This window comes from Geodermatophilus sp. SYSU D01045, from assembly GCF_054050295.1.
The window spans coordinates 1-21,680 of the sequence record NZ_JBJGZB010000041.1; the positions used below are offsets into that span (position 1 = coordinate 1).

Genomic DNA, 21,680 nt, shown 5'->3' on the forward strand with positions numbered 1-21,680 from the left:
CGCGGCGGGTGGCGTGCCACGGGTCGGGGTTGGGGGGCGGGGCCGGCCCCGCGCGAACCCCCGGGGGCCCCCCGGGCGGCCGCCCCCGATGCTCGACCACCGCCTCGCCGGGCGCCTGGCGCGGGCCGCCGTCGAGGCGGGCGGGCAGGCGCCGGCGTACCTCGCGCTGGTGGAGGCCACCACCTGGCCCGGGTCCCCGGTGGAGACCGAGGACCTCACCCGCCACGCCGCAGAGGTCGCCGTCACGGACGACGACCGCGTCGAGGCCACGGTGATCCGGGTGCTGGACCTGGCCTGCGCTCTCGGTCAGGTCGCCCAGGCGCAGGCCGTGCTCGACGCGGTGGTCCCGGCAGTCCGTTCGGACCACGGCCGCTCCCTCCTCGCGGCGACCGGGGCGGTCCTCGCGTTCTGCAGCGGCGACCCGGTCGGGGCGGTGGACCGGGCAACGGCTGTGCGCTCCACCGCCCGCGAAGGGGAGCCGGCCTGGCAGCTCGCGACCGCCGCGGCTGCACTGGGGCACGCCGTCACCGGAGCTCCGCGGTCGGCGCTGGCCAGCGTCGCCGAGGGGCGGGCCGGTCTCTCGTGGCCGGACGGGAGGAGCGTGCCCGCCTTCGTGCACCTGGCGTTGACGCAGGCCGAGGTCATGGCGCTCCGCCTGAGCGGACGGGCGCGTGAGCTCGAGTCCCTCGCTGCCGACCTCCACCGGCGCAACCTGGCCGGCCCGGAGTGGTACGGGGACGCCGTCGCCTCCCTGCACTGTGGCTGGGCCGCGCTCGCCGCCGGGCGGGTACGAGTGGCGGCCCGCTGGCTGGTCAGCGCGTACGCGGGCCTGCGGAGGGCCGACCCGCTGGGTCTCCTGCCGGTGTGCCGCTCCCAGCTCGCGATGGCGCGGGCGCTCCTCGGCGACGTCGACGCCGCACGCGGGCTCGTCGCCGAACTCGACGAAGCCGCCTCCGCCGCGCTCCCCGTCTACGCCCCCTTCGTCCTCGTCGCGCGCGCCGTGGTGGCCGGTGCCCAGGGACACTCCGCCGAAGCCGCCCGGCTCAGCCGGGAGGCCGCTCGAAGCGCCGCCGAGCAGGGGCAGGTGGCGACCGAGGCGGTCGTCCTGCACACCACCTTCCGCTTCGGGCGCCCGCTCCACGTGGTCGACCGGCTCGGCGTCCTCGCCCGGCGCTGCGAGTCGGCCTACGTGCAGGATCTCGCCGACCACGTGGGGGCGATCGTGGCCGAGAACGGGAACGACCTCGACGTGCTGAGCCGCCGCTTCGAGGAGGCCGGCCTGCTGCTGACCGCTGCGGACGCCGCCGCGGAGGCGGCGGCCGCCCACGAGCGCCGCGGCGCGCGGCGCCCGGCGGCCACGGCCATGGCACGGGCCGTCACGCTGGCACGCGAGTGTGGCCTGGCAGGCAGTCAGTCCCTGCAGGCGCTGCTGCCCCCGTCCCTGACCGCACGGGAGCAGGAGGTGGCTCGGCTGGCCAGCCTCGGGTTGAGCAACGTGCAGATCGCGGACCGGCTGGTCGTGTCGGTGCGCACCGTCGAGGCGCACCTCTCCCACATCTACGGCAAGCTGGGCATCACCGGGCGGACCGAGCTGTCCGACGCGCTCGTGGACCCGCCACCGCGCACAGGCCCCCCGAACGGCGCCCGGGGGGAGCTGATGCTGCGCGGTCGGCGGCTGTCCGCGCGGCTGTGACCGCGGGCCCGGGCGGGCGTGGACACAGGCCCCGGTCACCCGAGCCGGACCGACCCGGCCGGTGGCCGGGGCGTACGCACTCCGCAGCCCGGTCTCGTCGTGCTGTCGCGAGGCCTGCCGCGGGACAGCGGTGTTTCCTCAGCGGGGGGCGCGGCGCCGGTCCCAGGCCTCGTCCTCGTCGTCGACGGGGCCGCCGACGCCGTCCATGCCGGGGTTGAGCACGCCCCACTCGATGAGCCGGGTGGTGAGCTCGTCGGGGCTCATGTCGTAGATGATCGCCAGCGACTTCAGGTCCTCCGCGCGGATGGAGAGGACCTTGCCGTTGTAGTCGTGGCGCTGGGCCTGGATGGTCGAGGCGTAACGGGCGAGCGGGCCGGCCTCGTCGGCGGGCAGCGAGCCCAGCGACTCCAGGTTCAGCACGATCTTCGTCGTCGAGGTGACGGCCGACGAGGGCCGCGGGTCGGGCAGCAACTCGGAGACCGGCACGCCGTAGAACACGGCGAGCTCGGAGAGCCGCTGCACGGTCACCGCGCGGTCCCCGCGTTCGTAGGACCCGACGACGACGGCCTTCCAGCGTCCGTGCGACTTGTCCTCCACGCCCTGGAGGGAGAGACCCTGCTGGTTGCGGATTGCTCGCAGCCGGGCGCCGAGTGCCCGCGAGTAGTCGGTGCTCATGCGTCTCTGCTCACTGTCCGTCGTGGTGTCCGGGGCTGGTCCGTCACGCAGCGTACTCACAAGTGGCGGATGGCAACAGCGCCTCCCTCGTGCGGGCCATCCTGGGACACCGGCGCCCACCTGCGGGGTCACGACGCGCGACGACGGTCACACGGGGGTGTGCAGTACGGTCGAGACCGGTCCACCCCACTCCTTTAACGACCCGTCCCGTGAGGCGGGGAAGGAGGCCTGATGGCCGGCACGACCGGGCCCCTGCCCGGGAACCAGTCCCCAGACCCGTCCGGCGGCCCGGCGCCCACCGTGCTGCTCGCCGCCGCCGACGTGGCCCGCGTCGTCGACCGCATCGCGCACCAGGTGATCGAGAAGGCCGGCGACGCGCTGCCCGACCTCGTCCTGGTCGGCATCCCCACCCGCGGCGCCCCGCTGGCCCGCCGGCTGGCCGCCCGCGTCGCCGCCTTCGCCGGCACCGCGGTCGACGTCGGCACCGTCGACATCACCCTCTACCGCGACGACCTGCGGATGCGCGGCGTCCGGGCGCTGGAGGACACCGTCCTGCCGCCCGCGGGGATCGACGGCCGGCTGGTCGTCCTCGTCGACGACGTCCTGTTCTCCGGCCGCTCGGTGCGCGCGGCACTCGACGCGCTGCGCGACCTCGGCCGGCCCCGCGCGGTGCAGCTGGCCGTCCTGGTCGACCGCGGCCACCGCGAGCTGCCGATCCGCGCCGACTACGTGGGCAAGAACGTGCCCACCTCGCGCGCGCAGAAGGTGCGGGTCCACCTCGCCGAGACCGACGGCGCCGACGAGGTGCTGGTGACCGGCCGGTGAAGCGGCACCTCCTGGACGCGGCCGACCTCGACCGCGCCGACGCCACGCTGGTCCTCGACACCGCCGCGCAGATCGACCAGGCGCTGGCCGGCCGCGAGGTCAAGAAGCTGCCCACGCTGCGCGGCCGGACGGTGGTCAACCTCTTCTACGAGGACTCCACCCGCACCCGCATCTCCTTCGAGCTCGCGGCCAAGCGGCTGTCCGCCGACGTCATCAACTTCTCCGCCAAGGGCAGCAGCGTGTCCAAGGGCGAGAGCCTCAAGGACACCGCGCTCACCCTCGAGGCGATGGGCAGCGACGCGATCGTCGTCCGCCACTCGGCGTCCGGCGCCCCGCACCGGCTGGCCGGCTGGGTGCGCGGCAGCGTCGTCAACGCCGGCGACGGAACGCACGAGCACCCCACCCAGGCGCTGCTGGACGCCTACACGATCCGCCGCCGGCTGGGCCGGCTGGACGGCGTGCGGGTGGCGATCGTCGGCGACGTGCTGCACAGCCGGGTGGCCCGCTCCAACGTCTGGCTGCTGACGACGCTCGGCGCGGAGGTCACCCTCGTCGCGCCGCCGACGCTGCTCCCGGTCGGAGTCGGGTCCTGGCCGGTGCAGGTCTCCTACGACCTCGACGCCGTGCTGCCCAAGGCCGACGTCGTGATGATGCTGCGGGTCCAGCTCGAGCGGATGAACGCCTCGTTCTTCCCCAGCGCCCGTGAGTACAGCCGCCGCTACGGCCTGGACGCCGTGCGGATGGCGGTGCTGGCGGACGACGCGATCGTCATGCACCCCGGCCCGATGAACCGCGGCATGGAGATCGCCGCCGACGTCGCCGACTCGGTCCGCTCGACGATCGTCGAACAGGTCGGCAACGGCGTCAGCGTGCGGATGGCCGTGCTCTACCTGCTGCTCGGAGGAACGCCCTCGTGACCACGCTGATCAAGGGGGCACGCGTCCTCGGCGGCGAGCCCGCCGACCTGCTGCTGAAGGACGGCCGGATCGCCGCCATCGGGGGCCGGCTGTCCGCCACCGGCGCCGACGTCGTCGACGCCGGCGGGCTGGTCGCCCTGCCCGGCCTGGTCGACCTGCACACCCACCTGCGCGAGCCCGGCCGCGAGGACGCCGAGACGGTGGAGACCGGCAGCCGGGCCGCGGCGCTGGGCGGGTTCACCGCGGTGCACGCCATGGCCAACACCGACCCGGTCGCCGACACCGCCGGCGTCGTCGAGCAGGTGTGGCGCCTGGGCCAGGAGGCCGGGCTGGTCGACGTCGTCCCGGTCGGCGCGGTCACCGTCGGGCTGCGTGGCGAGCGGCTGGCCGAGCTCGGCGCGATGGCCGACTCCGCCGCCCGGGTGCGGGTCTTCTCCGACGACGGGCACTGCGTCGCCGACCCGGCGCTCATGCGCCGCGCGCTGGAGTACGTGAAGGCCTTCGACGGCGTCGTCGCCCAGCACGCCGAGGAGCCGCGGCTGACCGCCGGGGCGCAGATGAACGAGGGCGACCGCTCGGCCCGGCTCGGGCTGACCGGCTGGCCGGCCGCCGCCGAGGAGGCGGTCATCGCCCGCGACGTGCTGCTCGCCCAGCACGTCGGCGCCCGGCTGCACGTCTGCCACGTCTCCACCGCCGGCTCGGTGGAGATCCTGCGGTGGGCCAAGTCCCGCGGCGTGCAGGTGACCGCCGAGGTCACCCCGCACCACCTGCTGCTCACCGAGGCCTGCGCGGAGTCCTACGACCCGGTGTTCAAGGTCAACCCGCCGCTGCGCACCGACGAGGACGTGCAGGCCCTCCGGCAGGGCCTGGCCGACGGCACGATCGACGCCGTCGCCACCGACCACGCGCCGCACGCGGTGGAGGACAAGGAGAGCGAGTGGGCGCAGGCCCGGCCCGGGATGCTCGGGCTGGAGCAGGCGCTGTCGGTCGTCCTGGAGACGCTGGTGGAACCCGGCCTGCTCGACTGGGCCGGCGTCGCCGACCGCATGTCGGCCCGCCCCGCGGCCATCGGCCGCCTGGCCGGTCACGGGCGCCCGCTGGCGCCGGGTGAGCCGGCCAACCTGCTGCTGCTCGACCCCGCCGCCCGGGCCACCGTCGACCCGGCCGCGCTGGCCAGCCGCAGCCGCAACAGCCCCTACGCCGGCCGGGAGCTGCCCGGCCGCGTGGTCGCCACGTTCCTGCGGGGCGAGGCGACCGTCCTGGACGGAAAGGCAGTGAAGTGAGCGAGGCGATCCTCGTCCTCGAGGACGGGCGGACGTTCCGCGGCGAGTCCTACGGCAAGGTCGGCACGACGGTCGGCGAGGCGGTGTTCGCCACCGGCATGACCGGCTACCAGGAGACGCTGACCGACCCCAGCTACGCCGGCCAGATCGTCACGATGACCGCGCCGCACGTCGGCAACACCGGCGTCAACGGCGAGGACGACGAGAGCCGCCGCATGTGGGTGGCCGGCTTCGTCGTCCGCGACCCCGCCCGCCGCCCGGCCAACTGGCGGGCCACCGGCAGCCTCGACGACGAGCTGGCCGCGCAGGGCGTCGTCGGGATCAGCGGCATCGACACCCGCGCCCTCACCCGGCACCTGCGCGAGCGCGGCGCGATGCGCGCCGGGATCAGCAGCGAGTCCACCGACCCCGACGCGCTGCTCGCCCGGGTGCGCGCCGCCGAGGGCATGGTCGGCGCCGACCTCGCGCCGCACGTGAGCACCCGCGAGCCCTACGTCGTCCCGGCGGTGGGGGAGCGGCGGTTCACCATCGCCGCGCTCGACCTCGGCATCAAGACCGCCACCCCGCGGCACCTGGCCGAGCTCGGCGTCGAGACGCACGTGCTGCCCTCGACCGCCACCGCGCAGGACCTGCTCGCCGCCGGCCCCGACGGCGTGTTCCTCTCCAACGGCCCCGGCGACCCGGCCGCGGCCGACTACGCCGTCGCCGCGGTGCGGGGCGTGCTCGACGCCGGCCGGCCGCTGTTCGGCATCTGCTTCGGCAACCAGATCCTCGGCCGCGCGCTGGGCCTGGGCACCTACAAGCTGCGCTTCGGCCACCGCGGCCTGAACCAGCCGGTGCTCGACCGGGTCAGCGGCACCGTCCGGGTGACCAGCCACAACCACGGGTTCGCCGTCGACGCGCCGCTGGACCGGCCCACCGACACCCCCTACGGGCGGGTCGAGGTCAGCCACGTCGGCCTCAACGACGACGTCGTCGAGGGGCTGCGGCTGCTCGACGCCCCGGCGTTCAGCGTCCAGTTCCACCCCGAGTCCGCCGCCGGCCCGCACGACGCCGCGCCGCTGTTCCAGCGGTTCGTGGACCTCCTGCAGGCCAGGCGGGACGGCGGGGACGCGGTCAGCCCCGCGCCGCGGGTCCAGCACAGCAGCGGGGAGAACGCCTGATGCCCAAGCGCACCGACATCTCGCACGTCCTGGTCATCGGCTCCGGGCCGATCCTCATCGGCCAGGCCGCGGAGTTCGACTACTCCGGCACCCAGGCCTGCCGCGTGCTGCGCGCCGAGGGCCTGCGGGTCAGCCTGGTCAACAGCAACCCGGCGACGATCATGACCGATCCCGACGTCGCCGACGCCACCTACGTCGAGCCGCTGACGCCGGAGTTCGTCGAGCGGGTCATCGCCAAGGAGCGCCCGGACGCGCTGCTGGCCACCCTCGGCGGGCAGACCGCGCTCAACATCGCCATCGGCCTGTACGAGAACGGCACGCTGGAGCGCTACGGCGTGCGGCTGATCGGCGCGGACGTCGACGCGATCAACCGCGGCGAGGACCGGCAGATGTTCAAGGACATCGTCCGATCGATCGGCGCCGACGCGCCGCGCTCGCGCGTCTGCTCCACCGTCGAGGAGGCGCTGGAGACCGCCGCCGAGGTCGGCTACCCCGTCGTCATCCGGCCGAGCTTCACCATGGGCGGCCTCGGCTCGGGCTTCGCCACCGACGAGGCGATGCTGCGCCGGATGGCCTCCCACGGCCTGGCCGACTCCCCGGTGCACACCGTGCTGATCGAGGAGTCGGTGCTCGGCTGGAAGGAGTACGAGCTCGAGCTCATGCGCGACCGCAGCGACAACGTGGTCGTCATCTGCTCGATCGAGAACGTCGACGCGATGGGCGTGCACACCGGCGACTCGGTCACCGTCGCGCCCGCGATGACGCTCACCGACCGCGAGTACCAGCGGATGCGCGACGTCGGCATCGCGGTGCTGCGCGAGGTCGGCGTGGACACCGGCGGCTGCAACATCCAGTTCGCCGTCAACCCGGCCGACGGGCGCCTGGTCGTCATCGAGATGAACCCGCGCGTCTCCCGGTCGAGCGCGCTGGCGTCGAAGGCCACCGGCTTCCCGATCGCCAAGATCGCCGCGAAGCTCGCCATCGGCTACACCCTCGACGAGATCACCAACGACATCACCGGCGTCACCCCGGCCAGCTTCGAGCCGGCGCTGGACTACGTGGTCGTGAAGATCCCGCGGTTCGCGTTCGAGAAGTTCCCCGGCGCCGACCCGCGGCTGACCACGACGATGAAGAGCGTCGGGGAGGTCATGGCGCTGGGCCGCAACTTCCCCGAGGCGCTGGGCAAGGCGATGCGGTCCACCGAGACCAAGGTCGCCGGCTTCTGGACCGGGGGCGAGGACCCGCGGTCGGCCGAGGAGCTGCTCGAGGCGCTGCGCACCCCGGTCGACGGCCGGCTCTACGTCGCCGAGGCCGCGCTGCGGGCCGGCGCCACCGTCGAGCAGGTCGCCGAGGCCAGCGGCTTCGACCCGTGGTTCGTCGACCAGCTCGCGCTGGTCGGCGAGGTCGGCGCCGAGGTCCGCGAGGCGCCCGCGCTCACCGCGGAGCTGCTGCGCAAGGCCAAGCGGCACGGGCTGTCCGACCGGCAGGTCGCCGCGCTGCGCCCCGAACTCGCCGGCGAGGACGGCGTCCGGACGCTGCGCCGCCGGCTCGGCGTGCGGCCGGTGTTCAAGACCGTGGACACCTGCGCCGCCGAGTTCGCCGCCCGCACGCCGTACCACTACTCGTCCTACGACGAGGAGACCGAGGTCGAGCCGCGCGAGAAGCCGGCCGTGCTGATCCTCGGCTCGGGGCCCAACCGGATCGGGCAGGGCATCGAGTTCGACTACTCGTGCGTGCACGCGGTCATGGCGCTGCAGGACGCCGGCTACGAGGCCGTGATGGTCAACTGCAACCCCGAGACCGTCTCCACCGACTACGACACCGCCGACCGGCTGTACTTCGAGCCGCTGACCTTCGAGGACGTCCTCGAGGTGGTCGAGGCCGAGCGCGCCGCCGGGCCGGTGGCCGGGGTGATCTGCACCCTGGGCGGGCAGACGCCGCTGGGTCTCGCGCAGCGGCTCAAGGACGCCGGCGTGCCGGTCCTGGGGACCTCGCCGGAGGCCATCGACGACGCCGAGGACCGCGCCGCGTTCTCCCGGGTGCTCGCCGACGCCCGGCTCCGCGCGCCCGAGCACGGCACCGCGACGACGTTCGCCGAGGCCCGGGAGATCGCCGCCGGCATCGGCTACCCGGTGCTGGTGCGGCCCTCCTACGTGCTCGGCGGGCGTGGCATGGAGATCGTCTACGACGACGCCACGCTCGAGGCCTACATCGCCAAGGCCACCGACGTCAGCCCGGAGCACCCGGTGCTGGTCGACCGGTTCCTGGAGGACGCCGTCGAGATCGACGTCGACGCGCTCTACGACGGCACCGAGCTCTACCTCGGCGGCGTCATGGAGCACATCGAGGAGGCCGGCATCCACTCCGGCGACTCCGCGTGCGCGCTGCCGCCGATCACCCTGGGCTCCTCCGACCTCGCGCAGATCCGCAGCGCCACCGAGGCGCTGGCCGCCCGGATCGGCGTCCGCGGGCTGCTCAACGTGCAGTACGCGCTCAAGGACGACGTCCTGTACGTGCTGGAGGCCAACCCGCGGGCCAGCCGCACGGTGCCGTTCGTGTCCAAGGCGACGGCGGTGCAGCTGGCCAAGGCCGCGGCGCGGATCGCGGTGGGGGAGACGATCGCCGACCTGCGCACCGCCGGGGTGCTGCCCGCCACCGGCGACGGCGCCGACCTGCCCGAGGACGCGCCGATCGCGGTCAAGGAGGCGGTGCTGCCCTTCCACCGGTTCCGCACCGTCGAGGGCCACGGCGTCGACACCGTCCTGTCGCCGGAGATGAAGTCCACCGGCGAGGTCATGGGCCTCGACGACGGCTTCGGGACCGCGTTCGCCAAGTCCCAGGCCGCCGCCTACGGCTCGCTGCCCACCGAGGGCACGGTGTTCGTCTCGCTGGCCAACCGGGACAAGCGGGCCGCGGTGTTCCCGGTCAAGCGGCTGGCCGACCTCGGCTTCCGGGTGCTCGCGACCGCCGGCACCGCGCAGGTGCTGCGCCGCAACGGCGTCGAGTGCGAGGTGGTCGGCAAGTACAGCGAGGGGCCGGGCAACTGCGTCGAGCGGATCCTCGCCGGCGACGTCGACGTCGTGGTCAACACGCCGTTCGGGTCGCCGGGCAACAGCGGGCCGCGGCTGGACGGCTACGAGATCCGCACCGCGGCGGTGGCCGCCGGCATCCCCTGCGTCACCACGGTGCAGGGGCTGGCGGCGGCGGTGCAGGGCGTCGAGGCGCTGCGCCGCGGCGGCCTCGGGGTGCGCAGCCTGCAGGAGGTCCACGCCGCGCTGGCCCCGCGTCCGTGAGCGACGTCGCCGCCGTGCGGGACGACCTGGTCGCCCGCGGGCTGGTCGACGGGCTGGCGGCGGCGTTCCTCGCCGGGGTCACCCGGTTCGCGACGCCGCCGGCCGCCGAGCTCGCCGCCCTGCGGGCCGACGCCGAGGGCCTGGCCGCGCGGCTGGCGGCGGGGGAGGCCGGCGACGCCGACCTGCCGCTGCTCACCCGGGTGGCGTTCTTCGCCGGGCACGGCGGGCTGCTCGCCGCACACGGCGTGCGGACGCCGTCCTACGACCTGCTCGGCTCCTACCGCGACAACCTGCTGACCCCGGTCGGCCCGCGGCTGCCCGAGCGTCCGCGGGCCGGCGACCGGCGGTGGCGGGTGCTCGGCCGCGACGTCGGGTTCCCGCTCGGGGTGCCGGCGTGCGTGCTCAACGGGGGCGAGGAGTGGGTGCGCTTCCACGCCCGCAACGGGTTCAGCGTGCTCACCTACAAGACGGTGCGCAGCCGGGCGCACGAGCCGAACGTGCAGCCGAACTGGACGTTCGCGCCGCGCCCGCCCGGCGACGCCGTCGTCTCGGACCCGTGGGACTGGATGGAGCCCGGCTCCCCGGGGGTCAGCACGGTGAACTCCTTCGGCGTCCCGTCGCCGGCGCCGGAGGAGTGGATGGCCGACCTCGAGCGGTCACTGGCCGCCGTCGACGCCGACCAGCTGCTGCTGGCCAGCGTCATGGGGTCCGGCGACGGCCCCGCGCTGGTCGACGACTTCGCGCGGGTCGCGGCGATGGCGCAGGAGGCCGGCGCGACGGTCGTCGAGCTGAACCTGTCCTGCCCGAACACGCTGTCGGCCTCGCCGGACGGTGTGAGGCCGCCGCTGTGCCTGGACGCGGACGCCACCGTCGCCGTCGTCGAGGGCGTGCGCCGGGCGCTGGACGACCGCACCGGGCTGGTCGCCAAGCTGTCCTGGCTCGACGGGGACCGGCTGGCCGCGCTGGTGCCCCGGCTGGCGCCGCTGGTCGACGGCGTCGCGGGCATCAACACGGTGGCGAGCCGGGTGGTGCGCGGCGACGGCGAGCCGACCTTCCCCGGCCGCGCGGTGGCCGGGCTGTCGGGGGCGGCCGTCCGCGGGCAGGCGCTGGACCTCACCCGCCGGCTGGTGGCGCTGCGCGAGGCGTCCGGCCGGCGCTTCGACGTGCTGGCGATGGGCGGGGTGACCGACCCGGCGTCGTTCGCGGCGCTGTTCGACGCCGGCGCCGACGCCGTGCAGTCCGCCTCTGGCGCGTTCGCCGACCCCTTCCTCGCCCGCGACTGCATCGCCGCGCACGGCGGCACCCTGCCGCGGTCGGTGCCCCGGTGAGCGCGCCGTTCGGGCAGCGCCTGGCCGACGCCGTCGCCGCCCGCGGGCCGCTGTGCGTGGGCATCGACCCGCACGCGCCGCTGCTGGAGCGCTGGGGCCTGGCCGACGACGTCGACGGGCTGCGCCGGTTCACCGACACGGTGGTCGACGCCCTCGCCGGCGAGGTCGCCGTGCTCAAGCCGCAGTCGGCGTTCTTCGAGCGGCACGGCTCCCGCGGGCTGGCCGTGCTGGAGGACGCCGTCACCCGCGCCCGCGCGGCCGGGGCGCTGGTGCTGCTCGACGCCAAGCGCGGCGACATCGGCTCGACCATGGACGCCTACGCCGACGTGCTGCGCCCGGAGCACCCGTGCGCCGTCGACGCGCTCACCGTCAGCCCCTACCTCGGGCCGGGCTCGCTCCAGCCGGCCGTGGACACCGCCCGGCTCACCGGCGGCGGGCTGTTCGTGCTGGCCCGCACGTCCAACCCCGACGCCGGCACGCTGCAGCACGCGGCGGTGGGGGAGCGGTCGGTGGCGCAGGTCGTCGTCGACACCGTCCGCGGGTGGAACACCCCCGGCTGGGTGGTCGGCGAGCCGCTGCCCGACCTCGGCGCGGTGCGGGACCTCGGCAGCCGCTGGGGCGCCACGACCGGGTCGTTCGGCGTCGTCGTCGGCGCCACGCTGCGCGAGCTCGACGTCGACCTCGACGGGCTCGGCGGCCCGGTGCTGGCGCCGGGGCTGGGCGCCCAGGGCGGCTCGGCCGCGGACCTGCGGCGGCTGTTCGGCACCGGCCGCGCCGTCGTCCCGACCGTCTCCCGCGACGTCCTCGCCGCCGGCCCGGACCCGGCCGCGCTGCGCGCCGCGGCCGCCCGCTGGGCGGAGGAGCTCTCCCGGTGAGGCGCGTGCTGCCGTGGGCGGTCGCGGCGCTGGGCCTGGCGCTCGCCGTCGCGGGGGTCGCCGTCTTCTGGTGGACGAACACCCGCCCGCCGTCGAGTGCCGGCTGGACCGCGTACGCCCCGCTGGAGGAGGTCGACGCCGCCTTCGAGAGCACGCTGACCCTGACGTCCGGCCCCGGGACGGTGGTCTGGGGGACCGGGCACCTGGTCGGGGCGGGCCTCGCGGTCGCCGGGGCCCTGGTCCTGGCCGCCGTCGGCGGGTGGGCCCTGGGCCGGCGGTCGGCCCGCTGACGGGCTGCCCGGGCGCGCCACCCGGCGTGTCACGTCCGGGCGCGTCGGGGTCTCCGGGCCGATACGAATGCGTTTCGTATACTTCGTGACCTGCGGTGTTCACGGAGGGTCACAGCAGGCCTCCACAGGACGTCACGAGCGGACGACCGGAGATCGAAAAGGTCGTGCAAACAGCGCGTGACCTGCGGATTCGTGGTTACTAGGTTGATCGTCGGTGCCCAGACCGCGGGCCCGCACCCGACACCGCACGTACCCGCCGGGTCGCAGATCCCCGGCAACGACACGATGGGACGCACCATGCCCCTCCCCGACCTGTCCCCCGAACAGCGTGCCGCCGCACTGGAGAAGGCCGCCGCCGCCCGCAAGGCGCGCGCCGAGCTCCGCGAGCGGCTCAAGAGCAAGGGCGCCACGGTCGGCGACGTCCTCAAGCAGGGCGAGACCGACGAGGTCATCGGCAAGATGCGCGTCTCCGCCGTCCTGGAGTCCCTGCCCGGCGTGGGCAAGGCCCGGGCTGCGAAGATCATGGAGCGGCTCGAGATCTCCCCGACCCGCCGGGTGCGCGGCCTGGGCGCCAACCAGCGCAAGGCGCTGGAGGCGGAGTTCGGCGGCGACCCGGTGGCCGCCGACCAGGTGCCCGCCGACTCGACGGCCTGAGGTCGCGGTACCGCTCCACCCGTCCGACGCCAGCACCACGAGGGACCACCCGTTGCCGACTGCCCAGCCGATCCCCGCCCCGGCGCGCCTGACGGTGCTCTCCGGACCCTCGGGGGTCGGCAAGGGCACCGTCGTCGCCGAGGTCCGCCGCCGGTACCCCGACGTGTGGGTCTCGGTGTCGGTGACCACCCGCAAGCAGCGCCCGGGCGAGGTCGACGGGGTGCACTACCACTTCCTCGGCGACGACGAGTTCGACCGGCTGGTCGCCGAGGACGGCCTCCTCGAGTGGGCCGAGTACGCGGGCAACCGCTACGGCACGCCGGCCGCCCCGGTCCGCGAGCGCCTCGCGACCGGGGCCCCGGCGCTGCTCGAGATCGAGCTGCAGGGCGCCCGCCAGGTGCGGGCGCGCGCCCCGGAGGCGCAGCTGGTCTTCCTCGCCCCGCCGTCGTGGGCGGAGCTCCAGAGCCGGCTGGCCGGCCGCGGGTCGGAACCGCCCGCCGTGCAGGAGCGCCGGCTCGCGATCGCGCAGGCCGAGCTGGACGCCTCCGGGGAGTTCGACGTCGTGGTGGTCAACGACGACGTCGCGAGGGCCGCGGACGAGTTGGTAGGATTGCTGGTCGCGCCGTCGTCCGGGAAGGCCGCCGGCGCCTCCGAGTGACCGGCCACCCGAGGCCGCTCACTCCCACCGAGCCAACCGAGGAGCACGCCCGCCCGTGTCCGGAGTCGCACCCGCCCCCGAGGGCATCACCAACCCGCCGATCGACGAGCTGCTCGAGCGCACCAGCAGCAAGTACGGCCTGGTGATCTTCGCCGCCAAGCGCGCGCGCCAGATCAACGCCTACTACAGCCAGCTCTCCGAGGGCCTGCTCGAGTACGTCGGCCCGCTGGTCGACACCGCGCCCCAGGAGAAGCCCCTCTCGATCGCGCTGCGCGAGATCAACGAGGGCCTGCTCACCCACACCGCCGGCGACAACTGAGGAAGGACCCCGTCGCCCCCCACGCCTCGCCCGCTCGGCGCGGGGCCCTGCGACGGGGCCGTTCCGGCCCGTGCGAGTGACGACGCCCCCGGCCCAGGCCGGGGGCGTCGTCGCGTCTGCGGGAGGATGGGGCGCATGAGCCGGATCGTGCTGGGCGTCGCGGGGGGCGTGGCCGCCTACAAGGGCGCCCTGCTGCTGCGCGCGCTGACCGAGGCCGGGCACGACGTCCGCGTCGTCCCCACCCCCGGGGCGCTGCACTTCGTCGGTGCGGCGACCTTCGAGGCGCTGTCCGGCCACCCGGTCACCACCGACGTCTGGTCGGAGGTGCCCGAGGTCGCGCACGTGCGGATCGGGCAGACCGCCGACCTCGTCGTCGTCGCGCCGGCCACCGCCGACCTGCTCGCCCGCGCCGCCACGGGCCGCGCCGACGACCTGCTCACCGCCACGCTGCTCACCGCGCACTGCCCGGTGGTGTTCGTGCCGGCCATGCACACCGAGATGTGGCTGCACCCGGCCACCCAGGACAACGTCGCCACCCTCCGCCGCCGCGGCTCGATCGTGCTGCCGCCCGCCGTCGGCCGGCTGACCGGGCCGGACTCCGGCCCCGGCCGGCTGCCCGAGCCCGCCGACGTCGCCGCGCTGGCGCAAGTGGTCCTCGCGGCGGGCGCCGACGTCGTGCGCGCCGACCTCACCGGCCGCCGCGTCCTGATCAGCGCCGGCGGCACCCGCGAGCCGCTGGACCCGGTGCGCTACCTGGGCAACCGCTCGTCGGGCAAGCAGGGCTGGGCGCTGGCCCGCGTGGCCGCCGCCCGCGGCGCCGACGTCACCGTCGTCGCGGCCAACGTCGACCTGCCCGCGCCGTTCGGCGTCCGCGTCGTCCCGGTCGGGACGGCGGAGGAGCTGCGCGCCGCGATGCTCGCCGAGGCTGGGTCGGGCGGGGAGGCGGCAGCCGACGTCGTCGTCATGGCCGCGGCCGTCGCCGACTTCCGGCCGGCCACCGTCGCGGCGACCAAGCTCAAGAAGGACAGCGCGAGCGAGCCCGACGCCGTCCCGCTGGTGCGCAACCCCGACGTGCTCGCCGAGCTGGTCACCAAGCGCGCCCCCGGGCAGCTCGTGGTCGGCTTCGCCGCCGAGACCGGGGACGCCGACGCCGACGTGCTGGCCCACGCCCGGGCCAAGCTCGCCCGCAAGGGCTGCGACCTGCTGGTCGTCAACGACGTCTCCGGCGGCGGGGTGTTCGGCCGCCCGGACAACGCCGCCGTCGTCCTCGCCGCCGACGGCACCGCCACCGAGGTGCCCCACGGCAGCAAGGACGCCGTCGCCGCGGCGGTCTGGCAGGTCGTCCTGCCCCGTCTCGCCTGACCGGCGGCTGCCACGGGCGGGACACGCCGGTAAGTTGCTCCCACGGCGCGGGCAGGCCGCGCCGTGATCTCGTCACCGACCCAGGGAGAACCGAGTGCCACGCCGCCTCTTCACGTCCGAGTCGGTGACCGAGGGCCACCCGGACAAGATCGCCGACCAGATCAGCGACGCGATCCTCGACGAGATGCTGGCGCAGGACCCGCGCAGCCGCGTCGCCGTCGAGACGCTCATCACCACCGGCCAGGTCCACATCGCCGGTGAGGTCACCACCGCCGGCTACGTCGACATCGCCGACGTCGTCCGCCGCACCGTGCTGCGGATCGGCTACGACTCCTCCCGCAAGGGCTTCGACGGCGCCTCGTGCGGCGTGAGCGTCTCGCTGGGCTCCCAGTCGCCGGACATCGCGCAGGGGGTGGACACCGCCTACGAGGCGCGCACCACCGGCACCACCGACGACGAGATCGAGCGCCAGGGCGCCGGCGACCAGGGCCTGATGTTCGGCTACGCCACCGACGAGACCCCCGAGCTCATGCCGCTGCCGATCGCGCTGGCGCACCGGCTCTCCCGCCGGCTGGCCGCGGTCCGCAAGGACGGCTCGGTGCCCTACCTGCGCCCCGACGGCAAGACCCAGGTCACCGTGGTCTACGAGGACGACCGGCCGGTCGGCGTCGACACCGTCGTCGTCTCCTCGCAGCACGCCGAGGACATCTCCATCGAGCAGCTGCTCACCCCCGACGTGCAGGAGCTCGTCGTCGAGCCGGAGCTGCAGGCCCTCGGCCTGCCCACCGACGGCTACCGGCTGCTGGTCAACCCGACCGGCAAGTTCGTCATCGGCGGGCCGATGGGCGACGCCGGGCTGACCGGCCGGAAGATCATCGTCGACACCTACGGCGGCATGGCCCGCCACGGCGGCGGCGCGTTCTCCGGCAAGGACCCCTCGAAGGTCGACCGGTCGGGCGCGTACGCGATGCGCTGGGTGGCCAAGAACGTCGTCGCCGCGGGCCTGGCCCGCCGCTGCGAGGTGCAGGTGGCCTACGCCATCGGCGCCGCGCACCCGGTCGGCCTGTTCGTCGACACCCACGGCACCGGCACCGTCCCGGACGACGTCCTGGAGAAGGCGGTCACCACGGTGTTCGACCTGCGCCCGGGTGCGATCGTGCGCGACCTGGACATGCTGCGGCCGATCTACGGCCCGACCGCCGCCTACGGCCACTTCGGCCGCACCGACGTCGAGCTGCCCTGGGAGCGCACCGACCGCGTGGAGGCCCTCCGCTCCGCGGTGAGCTGAGGAAGGACCCCACTGCCCCCCGCCGCTCGCTCGCTCGCGGCGGGCCCCTGCAGCGGGGCCAGGATGTCGGACCCGGCGGGGACACTGCTGCGACACGACCCCGCCGAACGGAGAACACCGCTGTCGAAGGACCCCGCGCCCCTCACCCCTCGCGAGCTCGGGGCGAGCCTCCGCGCGGGGCCGAAGCGCGTGGCCCGGGTCGTCGTCGACGTGCCGCTGGCCCACCTCGACCGGGCCTTCGACTACGCGGTCCCCGACGACATGGCCGGCGAGGTCCGGGCCGGCTGCCGGGTGCGGGTGCGCTTCGCCGGGCAGCTGGTCGACGGGTTCGTGCTGGAGCTCACCGACTCCAGCGAGTCCGGCCGCAAGCTCGCCCCGCTGGCCAAGCTGGTCTCCTCGGAGCCGGTGCTCACCCCCGAGGTGGCCGCGCTGGCCCGCTCGGTCGCGCAGCGCTGGGGCGGCACGCTGACCGACGTCCTGCGGCTGGCCGTCCCGCCGCGCCGGGCCGCCGCGGAGAAGCGCCCGCCGGCCGGACCCCCGGCCCCGCCGGCGCCGCCGGACCCGGCCGGCTTCGCCCGCTACCCGACCGGGCCGGCGCTGCTGGCCGCCGTCGCCGAGGGCCGGCCCGCGCGCGCGGTGTGGACGGCGTTGCCGGGCGAGGACTGGCCCGCCCGGCTCGCCGAGCTGTGCCAGGCGGCGCTGTCCGGTGGGCGCGGGGCGCTGGTGGTCGTCCCCGACGGCCGCGACCTGGACCGGCTGGAGGCCGCGGCGGCCGCGCGCCTGCCGGCGGGCTCGTTCGTCGTGCTCCGCGCCGACGCCGCCCCCGACGCCCGCTACCGCCGCTTCCTCGACGCCGCCCGCGGCAGCGCGAAGGTCGTCCTCGGCACCCGCGCGGCGGCGTTCGCGCCGGTCGCCGACCTGGGCCTGGTCGCGATCTGGGACGACGGCGACGACCTGCACGCCGAGCCGCGCGCCCCCTACGCGCACGCCCGCGACGTGCTGGTGCACCGCGCCCACCTGTCCTCGTGCGCCGCCGTCGTCGCGGCCACCGCGCGCACCGCCGAGGCCGCGCTGCTGGTGGAGAGCGGCTGGGCCCACGAGCTCGCCGCCGACCGCGCCACGCTGCGCGGCGTCGCCCCGCGGGTGCAGGCCCTCGGCGAGGACCACGAGCTGGCCCGCGACCCGGCCGCCCGCACCGCCCGGCTGCCGAGCCTCGCGCACCGGGTGGCCCGCGCGGCGCTGGCGGAGGGCACGCCGGTGCTCGTGCAGGTGCCGCGCGCCGGCTACGCGCCCGGGCTGTCGTGCGACCGCTGCCGCGCGCCGGCCCGCTGCGCGGTCTGCTCCGGGCCGCTCGGCATCGCGCCCACGCCCGGGCCGGGCGGCTCGCGGGTGCCCGCCTGCCGCTGGTGCGCCCGCCCCGCGGCCACCTTCGACTGCCCGCACTGCCACGGGACGAAGCTGCGCGCCTCCGTCGTCGGCGCCAACCGCACCGCCGAGGAGCTGGGCCGTGCGTTCCCCGGCGCGCCGGTGCGGGTGTCCGGGCGTGGGTCCGGCGTGCTGCCGTCGGTGCCGGCCGGGCCGCAGCTGGTCGTGGCCACGCCGGGCGCCGAGCCGGTCGCCGAGGGCGGCTACGGCGCCGCCCTGCTGCTCGACTCGTGGGCGCTGCTCGGGCGGGCGGACCTGCGCGCGGGGGAGGAGACCCTGCGCCGCTGGATGAACGCCGCCACGCTCGTGCGGGCGCACGGCTCGGTCGTCGTCGCCGCCGACGCCGCGCACCCCGTCGTCCAGGCGCTGGTCCGCTGGGACCCCGGCTGGCTGGCCGAGCGCGAGCTCGCCGACCGCCGGGAGCTCGGCTTCCCACCGGCCACCCGGATGGCCGCGCTGTCCGGGTCGCCGGCGGCGCTGGCGGAGTTCCTGGCCGCGGCGCGGCTGCCCGACGACGCCGACCTGCTCGGCCCGGTGCCCGAGCCCCCGCGGGCCGGGCAGGAGGGCGAGCGCGAGCGGTACCTGGTGCGGGTGCCGCGCACCGAGGGCCTGGCGCTGGCGACCGCGCTGGCCGAGGTGCAGGGCGTGCGCAGCGCCCGCAAGGTGCCCGAGCACGTGCGCGTCCAGCTCGACCCGCTCGAGCTGGTCTGAGCCGTCGCCCGGGCGGCAGGAACGGCCGTCTCCGCCGCTCACCTACGATCGACCGGTGAGCGTCACCCCCATCCGGCTGCTGGGCGACCCGGTCCTGCACCGGCCCGCAGCACCCGTCGTCGACTTCGACGCGGAGCTGCGGACGCTGGTCGCGGACCTGACCGACACCATGCACGCCGCCGGTGGCGCCGGCCTCGCCGCGCCGCAGATCGGCGTCGGGCTGCGGGTCTTCACCTGGTACGTCGACGGCGAGGTGGGCCACCTGGTCAACCCCTCGGTCGACCTGGTCGGCGACGAGACCGAGGAGGCGCCCGAGGGCTGCCTGTCCATCCCCGGCTTCCGCTTCGACTGCCGGCGGCACCTGCACGTCGTCGCGACCGGGTGGAACCAGCACGGTGACCCCGTGCGGGTGGAGGGCTCGCACCTGCTGGCCCGCGCGGTGCAGCACGAGGTGGACCACCTCGACGGCGTCGTGTTCGTCGACCGGCTCGACCCCGAGGCCGCCGCCGCGGCGCGGGCCGCGCTCGCCGAGGCCGAGTGGCAGGGCATGCAGGCCTGGGTCCCGCGCGTGGAGGTGAGCCCCCACTGAGGCTCCTGTTCGCGGGGACCCCCGAGGCCGCCGTCCCCTCACTGGAGGCGCTGCTGGCCTCCGACCACGAGGTGGCCGCCGTCCTCACCCGCCCCGACGCCCGCTCCGGCCGCGGCCGGAAGGTCGGCCGCTCGCCGGTGGCCGAGCGCGCCGACGCCGCCGGCCTGCCGGTGCTGCAGCCCCGCTCGCCGCGCGAGCCGGAGTTCCTCGCGCAGCTCGCCGACCTCGACGTCGACTGCGCGCCGGTGGTCGCCTACGGCGCGCTGGTCCCGCCCGCGGCGCTCGACCTCCCCGCGCACGGCTGGGTCAACCTGCACTTCTCGCTGCTGCCGGCCTGGCGCGGCGCCGCGCCCGTGCAGCACGCGGTCATGGCCGGCGACGAGGTCACCGGCGCCTGCACCTTCCGGCTCGAGCAGGGCCTGGACACCGGGCCGGTCTTCGGCCTGGTCACCGAGCCGATCGGCCCGCGCGACACCGCCGGCGACCTGCTCGGCCGGCTCGCGGTCAGCGGCGCCCGGCTGCTGGTCGCCACCCTCGACGGCATCGCGTCCGGCGAGCTCGTCCCGCAGCCCCAGCCGGCCGAGGGGATCAGCCTCGCGCCGCGGATCGAGACCGCCGACGCCCGGGTCGACTGGGAGCTGCCCGCGCACGTCGTCGACCGGCGGGTGCGCGGGGTGACCCCGGCGCCGGGCGCGTGGACCACCTGGCGCGGCGACCGGCTGCGCCTGGGCCCGGTCGAGCCGCTGCCGAGCGCGCTGGCCCTGGCGCCGGGCGAGGTCTCGGCCGGGCCGGGCGGCGTCGTCGTCGGCACCGGCCGCGGCTCGGTGCGCCTGGGCGAGGTGCAGCCGGCGGGCAAGCGGGTGCTGCCGGCCGCCGACTGGGCCCGCGGCGCCCGCCCGGCGCCCGGCGAGCGGCTGGGCCCGTGACGCGGCCACCTCGCCGCCCGGCCGGCCGCCGCCCGGAGCGGCGGCCGCGGCGGGCACCCCTCGACGGCGCCCGGCTGACCGCCTACGACGTCCTCGACGGCGTCTCCGCGCGGGAGGCCTACGCCAACCTGCTGCTGCCGCAGCTGCTCCGCGAGCGCGACCTCGACCCGCGCGACGCCGCCTTCGCCACCCAGCTGGCCTACGGGGCGCTGCGCGCGCAGGGCACCCTCGACGCGGTGCTGGCCCGGCTGGTCGACCGGCCGCTGGCCGACCTCGACCGGCGCGTCCTGGACCTGCTCCGCCTGGGCGCCTACCAGCTGCTGGACCTGCGGGTGCCCGCGCACGCCGCCGTCGCCACCACCGTCGACCTCACCCGCGCGATCGTCGGCGCCGGTGCCTCCGGGCTGGTCAACGCCGTCCTGCGCAAGGTGGCCACCGGCGGGGACCGCGCCGCGTGGCTCGACCGGCTCGGCGCCGAGGGCGACCGGCGGCTGGCGCTGGCCACCGACCACCCCGGGTGGATCGTGTCGGCCTGGCGCGCGGCGCTGGGCGGCGATGCAGCTGGGGATGCCGAGCTCGAGGACGCGCTGCTCGCCGACGACGCCGCGCCCGAGGTGCACCTGGTCGCCCGGCACCTGCCCCGAGAGGAGCTGGCCGCGGAGTCCGGCGGCACGCCGGGGCCGTGGTCGCCGTACGCGGTCCGGCTGGGCGGGGGAGACCCGGGCCGGCTGCCGTCGGTGCGCGCGGGCCGGGCCGCGGTGCAGGACGAGGGCAGCCAGCTCGCCGCGCTGCTGCTCGCCCGGGCGCCGCTGGAGGGCCCGGACGCGCGCTGGCTGGACGTCTGCGCGGGGCCCGGAGGCAAGGCGGGGCTGCTGGCCGCCGTCCGCCCGGCCGGGGTGCACCTCACCGCCGCCGACCGCGCGCCGCACCGCGCCGAGCTGGTCCGCGGGGCGCTGGCGGGGGAGGACGACGTCGAGGTGCTCGTCGCCGACGGCCGCGAGCCGCCGTGGGCGCCGGGCTCGTTCGACCGGGTGCTGCTCGACGCGCCGTGCACCGGGCTCGGCGCGCTGCGCCGGCGGCCGGAGGTGCGCTGGCGGCGGACGCCGGACGACGTCGGCCCGCTGGTGGACCTGCAGACCGCGCTGCTCGACCGTGCGCTGGCCTCGGTGCGCCCCGGCGGCGTCGTCGCCTACGTGACCTGCTCGCCGCACGCGGCCGAGACCGTCGCCGTCGCCGACGCCGCGGCCGCGCGGGACGACGTCGAGGTGCTGCCGGTGGCGCCGCTGTTCCCCGAGGTCCCCGGCGTCGAGCGCGGGGCGTACGGGCAGCTGTGGCCGCACCGGCACGGCACCGACGCGATGTTCCTGGCCCTGCTGCGCCGCACCCGCTGAGCCCGGTCCCGCCCG

At 76.3% G+C, this 21,680-nt stretch carries 19 protein-coding genes; 18 read left to right on the forward strand and 1 reads right to left on the reverse strand.

Annotated elements, in window-relative coordinates; translation table 11 throughout:
• The first annotated feature begins 88 nt into the window (after positions 1-88).
• Entirely contained in the window at positions 89-1,693 is a 1,605-nt protein-coding gene (locus ACI798_RS21780) for a LuxR C-terminal-related transcriptional regulator (protein ID WP_457048935.1), read from the forward strand.
• 138 nt (positions 1,694-1,831) lie between these two features.
• Here the strand turns inward: ACI798_RS21780 and bldD are convergent, their stop codons facing one another.
• Complete coding sequence (bldD, locus tag ACI798_RS21785) at positions 1,832-2,368, reverse strand: transcriptional regulator BldD (RefSeq protein ID WP_387986855.1); 537 nt, start codon at positions 2,366-2,368, stop codon at positions 1,832-1,834.
• Between the two features lie 231 nt (positions 2,369-2,599).
• Between bldD and pyrR the strand changes: the two genes are divergently transcribed.
• The 17 genes from pyrR (at position 2,600) to ACI798_RS21870 (ending at position 21,665) form a co-directional block, all read left to right on the forward strand.
• Positions 2,600-3,193 (forward strand): bifunctional pyr operon transcriptional regulator/uracil phosphoribosyltransferase PyrR, encoded by a 594-nt coding sequence (gene pyrR, locus ACI798_RS21790; protein ID WP_457048936.1) that lies wholly within the window; start codon positions 2,600-2,602, stop codon positions 3,191-3,193.
• Entirely contained in the window at positions 3,190-4,110 is a 921-nt protein-coding gene (locus ACI798_RS21795) for an aspartate carbamoyltransferase catalytic subunit (protein WP_456940658.1), read from the forward strand. The genes pyrR and ACI798_RS21795 overlap by 4 nt, the downstream gene beginning before the upstream one ends.
• Positions 4,107-5,393 carry a dihydroorotase gene (locus ACI798_RS21800; protein WP_456940659.1) on the forward strand — a complete coding sequence of 429 codons (1,287 nt, stop codon included), beginning with the start codon at positions 4,107-4,109 and terminating at the stop codon, positions 5,391-5,393. The genes ACI798_RS21795 and ACI798_RS21800 overlap by 4 nt, the downstream gene beginning before the upstream one ends.
• Positions 5,390-6,556: a glutamine-hydrolyzing carbamoyl-phosphate synthase small subunit gene (carA, locus tag ACI798_RS21805; protein ID WP_457048937.1), complete on the forward strand. Its 1,167-nt coding sequence runs from the start codon at positions 5,390-5,392 to the stop codon at positions 6,554-6,556. The genes ACI798_RS21800 and carA overlap by 4 nt, the downstream gene beginning before the upstream one ends.
• Positions 6,556-9,849, forward strand: coding sequence for a carbamoyl-phosphate synthase large subunit (gene carB, locus ACI798_RS21810; protein ID WP_456940661.1), 3,294 nt, complete (start codon positions 6,556-6,558; stop codon positions 9,847-9,849). Before carA ends, carB begins: the two co-directional genes overlap by 1 nt.
• Positions 9,846-11,177 (forward strand): dihydroorotate oxidase, encoded by a 1,332-nt coding sequence (locus ACI798_RS21815; RefSeq protein ID WP_457048938.1) that lies wholly within the window; start codon positions 9,846-9,848, stop codon positions 11,175-11,177. Before carB ends, ACI798_RS21815 begins: the two co-directional genes overlap by 4 nt.
• The gene (gene pyrF, locus ACI798_RS21820; protein WP_457048939.1) at positions 11,174-12,052 is read left to right on the forward strand and encodes an orotidine-5'-phosphate decarboxylase; all 879 of its coding nucleotides are present in this window, start codon (positions 11,174-11,176) and stop codon (positions 12,050-12,052) included. Before ACI798_RS21815 ends, pyrF begins: the two co-directional genes overlap by 4 nt.
• Positions 12,049-12,342, forward strand: coding sequence for a hypothetical protein (locus ACI798_RS21825; protein WP_457048940.1), 294 nt, complete (start codon positions 12,049-12,051; stop codon positions 12,340-12,342). Before pyrF ends, ACI798_RS21825 begins: the two co-directional genes overlap by 4 nt.
• Positions 12,343-12,639: 297 nt before the next feature.
• Entirely contained in the window at positions 12,640-12,996 is a 357-nt protein-coding gene (gene mihF / locus ACI798_RS21830; RefSeq protein WP_456926787.1) for an integration host factor, actinobacterial type, read from the forward strand.
• Positions 12,997-13,048: 52 nt separating this feature from the next.
• On the forward strand, positions 13,049-13,654 hold the full coding sequence (gene gmk, locus ACI798_RS21835) for a guanylate kinase (protein WP_456940665.1): 606 nt from the start codon (positions 13,049-13,051) through the stop codon (positions 13,652-13,654).
• 55 nt (positions 13,655-13,709) lie between these two features.
• The gene (rpoZ, locus tag ACI798_RS21840) at positions 13,710-13,973 is read left to right on the forward strand and encodes a DNA-directed RNA polymerase subunit omega (RefSeq protein ID WP_089305624.1); all 264 of its coding nucleotides are present in this window, start codon (positions 13,710-13,712) and stop codon (positions 13,971-13,973) included.
• Positions 13,974-14,108: 135 nt separating this feature from the next.
• On the forward strand, positions 14,109-15,335 hold the full coding sequence (coaBC, locus tag ACI798_RS21845) for a bifunctional phosphopantothenoylcysteine decarboxylase/phosphopantothenate--cysteine ligase CoaBC (RefSeq protein ID WP_456940666.1): 1,227 nt from the start codon (positions 14,109-14,111) through the stop codon (positions 15,333-15,335).
• 94 nt (positions 15,336-15,429) lie between these two features.
• On the forward strand, positions 15,430-16,623 hold the full coding sequence (gene metK / locus ACI798_RS21850; RefSeq protein ID WP_456940667.1) for a methionine adenosyltransferase: 1,194 nt from the start codon (positions 15,430-15,432) through the stop codon (positions 16,621-16,623).
• 189 nt (positions 16,624-16,812) lie between these two features.
• Positions 16,813-18,759, forward strand: coding sequence for a primosomal protein N' (locus ACI798_RS21855; RefSeq protein ID WP_456940668.1), 1,947 nt, complete (start codon positions 16,813-16,815; stop codon positions 18,757-18,759).
• 55 nt (positions 18,760-18,814) lie between these two features.
• Entirely contained in the window at positions 18,815-19,348 is a 534-nt protein-coding gene (gene def, locus ACI798_RS21860) for a peptide deformylase (protein WP_456940669.1), read from the forward strand.
• Positions 19,297-20,274: a methionyl-tRNA formyltransferase gene (gene fmt, locus ACI798_RS21865; protein ID WP_457048941.1), complete on the forward strand. Its 978-nt coding sequence runs from the start codon at positions 19,297-19,299 to the stop codon at positions 20,272-20,274. Before def ends, fmt begins: the two co-directional genes overlap by 52 nt.
• On the forward strand, positions 20,271-21,665 hold the full coding sequence (locus ACI798_RS21870; RefSeq protein WP_456940671.1) for an RsmB/NOP family class I SAM-dependent RNA methyltransferase: 1,395 nt from the start codon (positions 20,271-20,273) through the stop codon (positions 21,663-21,665). The genes fmt and ACI798_RS21870 overlap by 4 nt, the downstream gene beginning before the upstream one ends.
• The last annotated feature ends 15 nt before the right edge of the window (positions 21,666-21,680 follow it).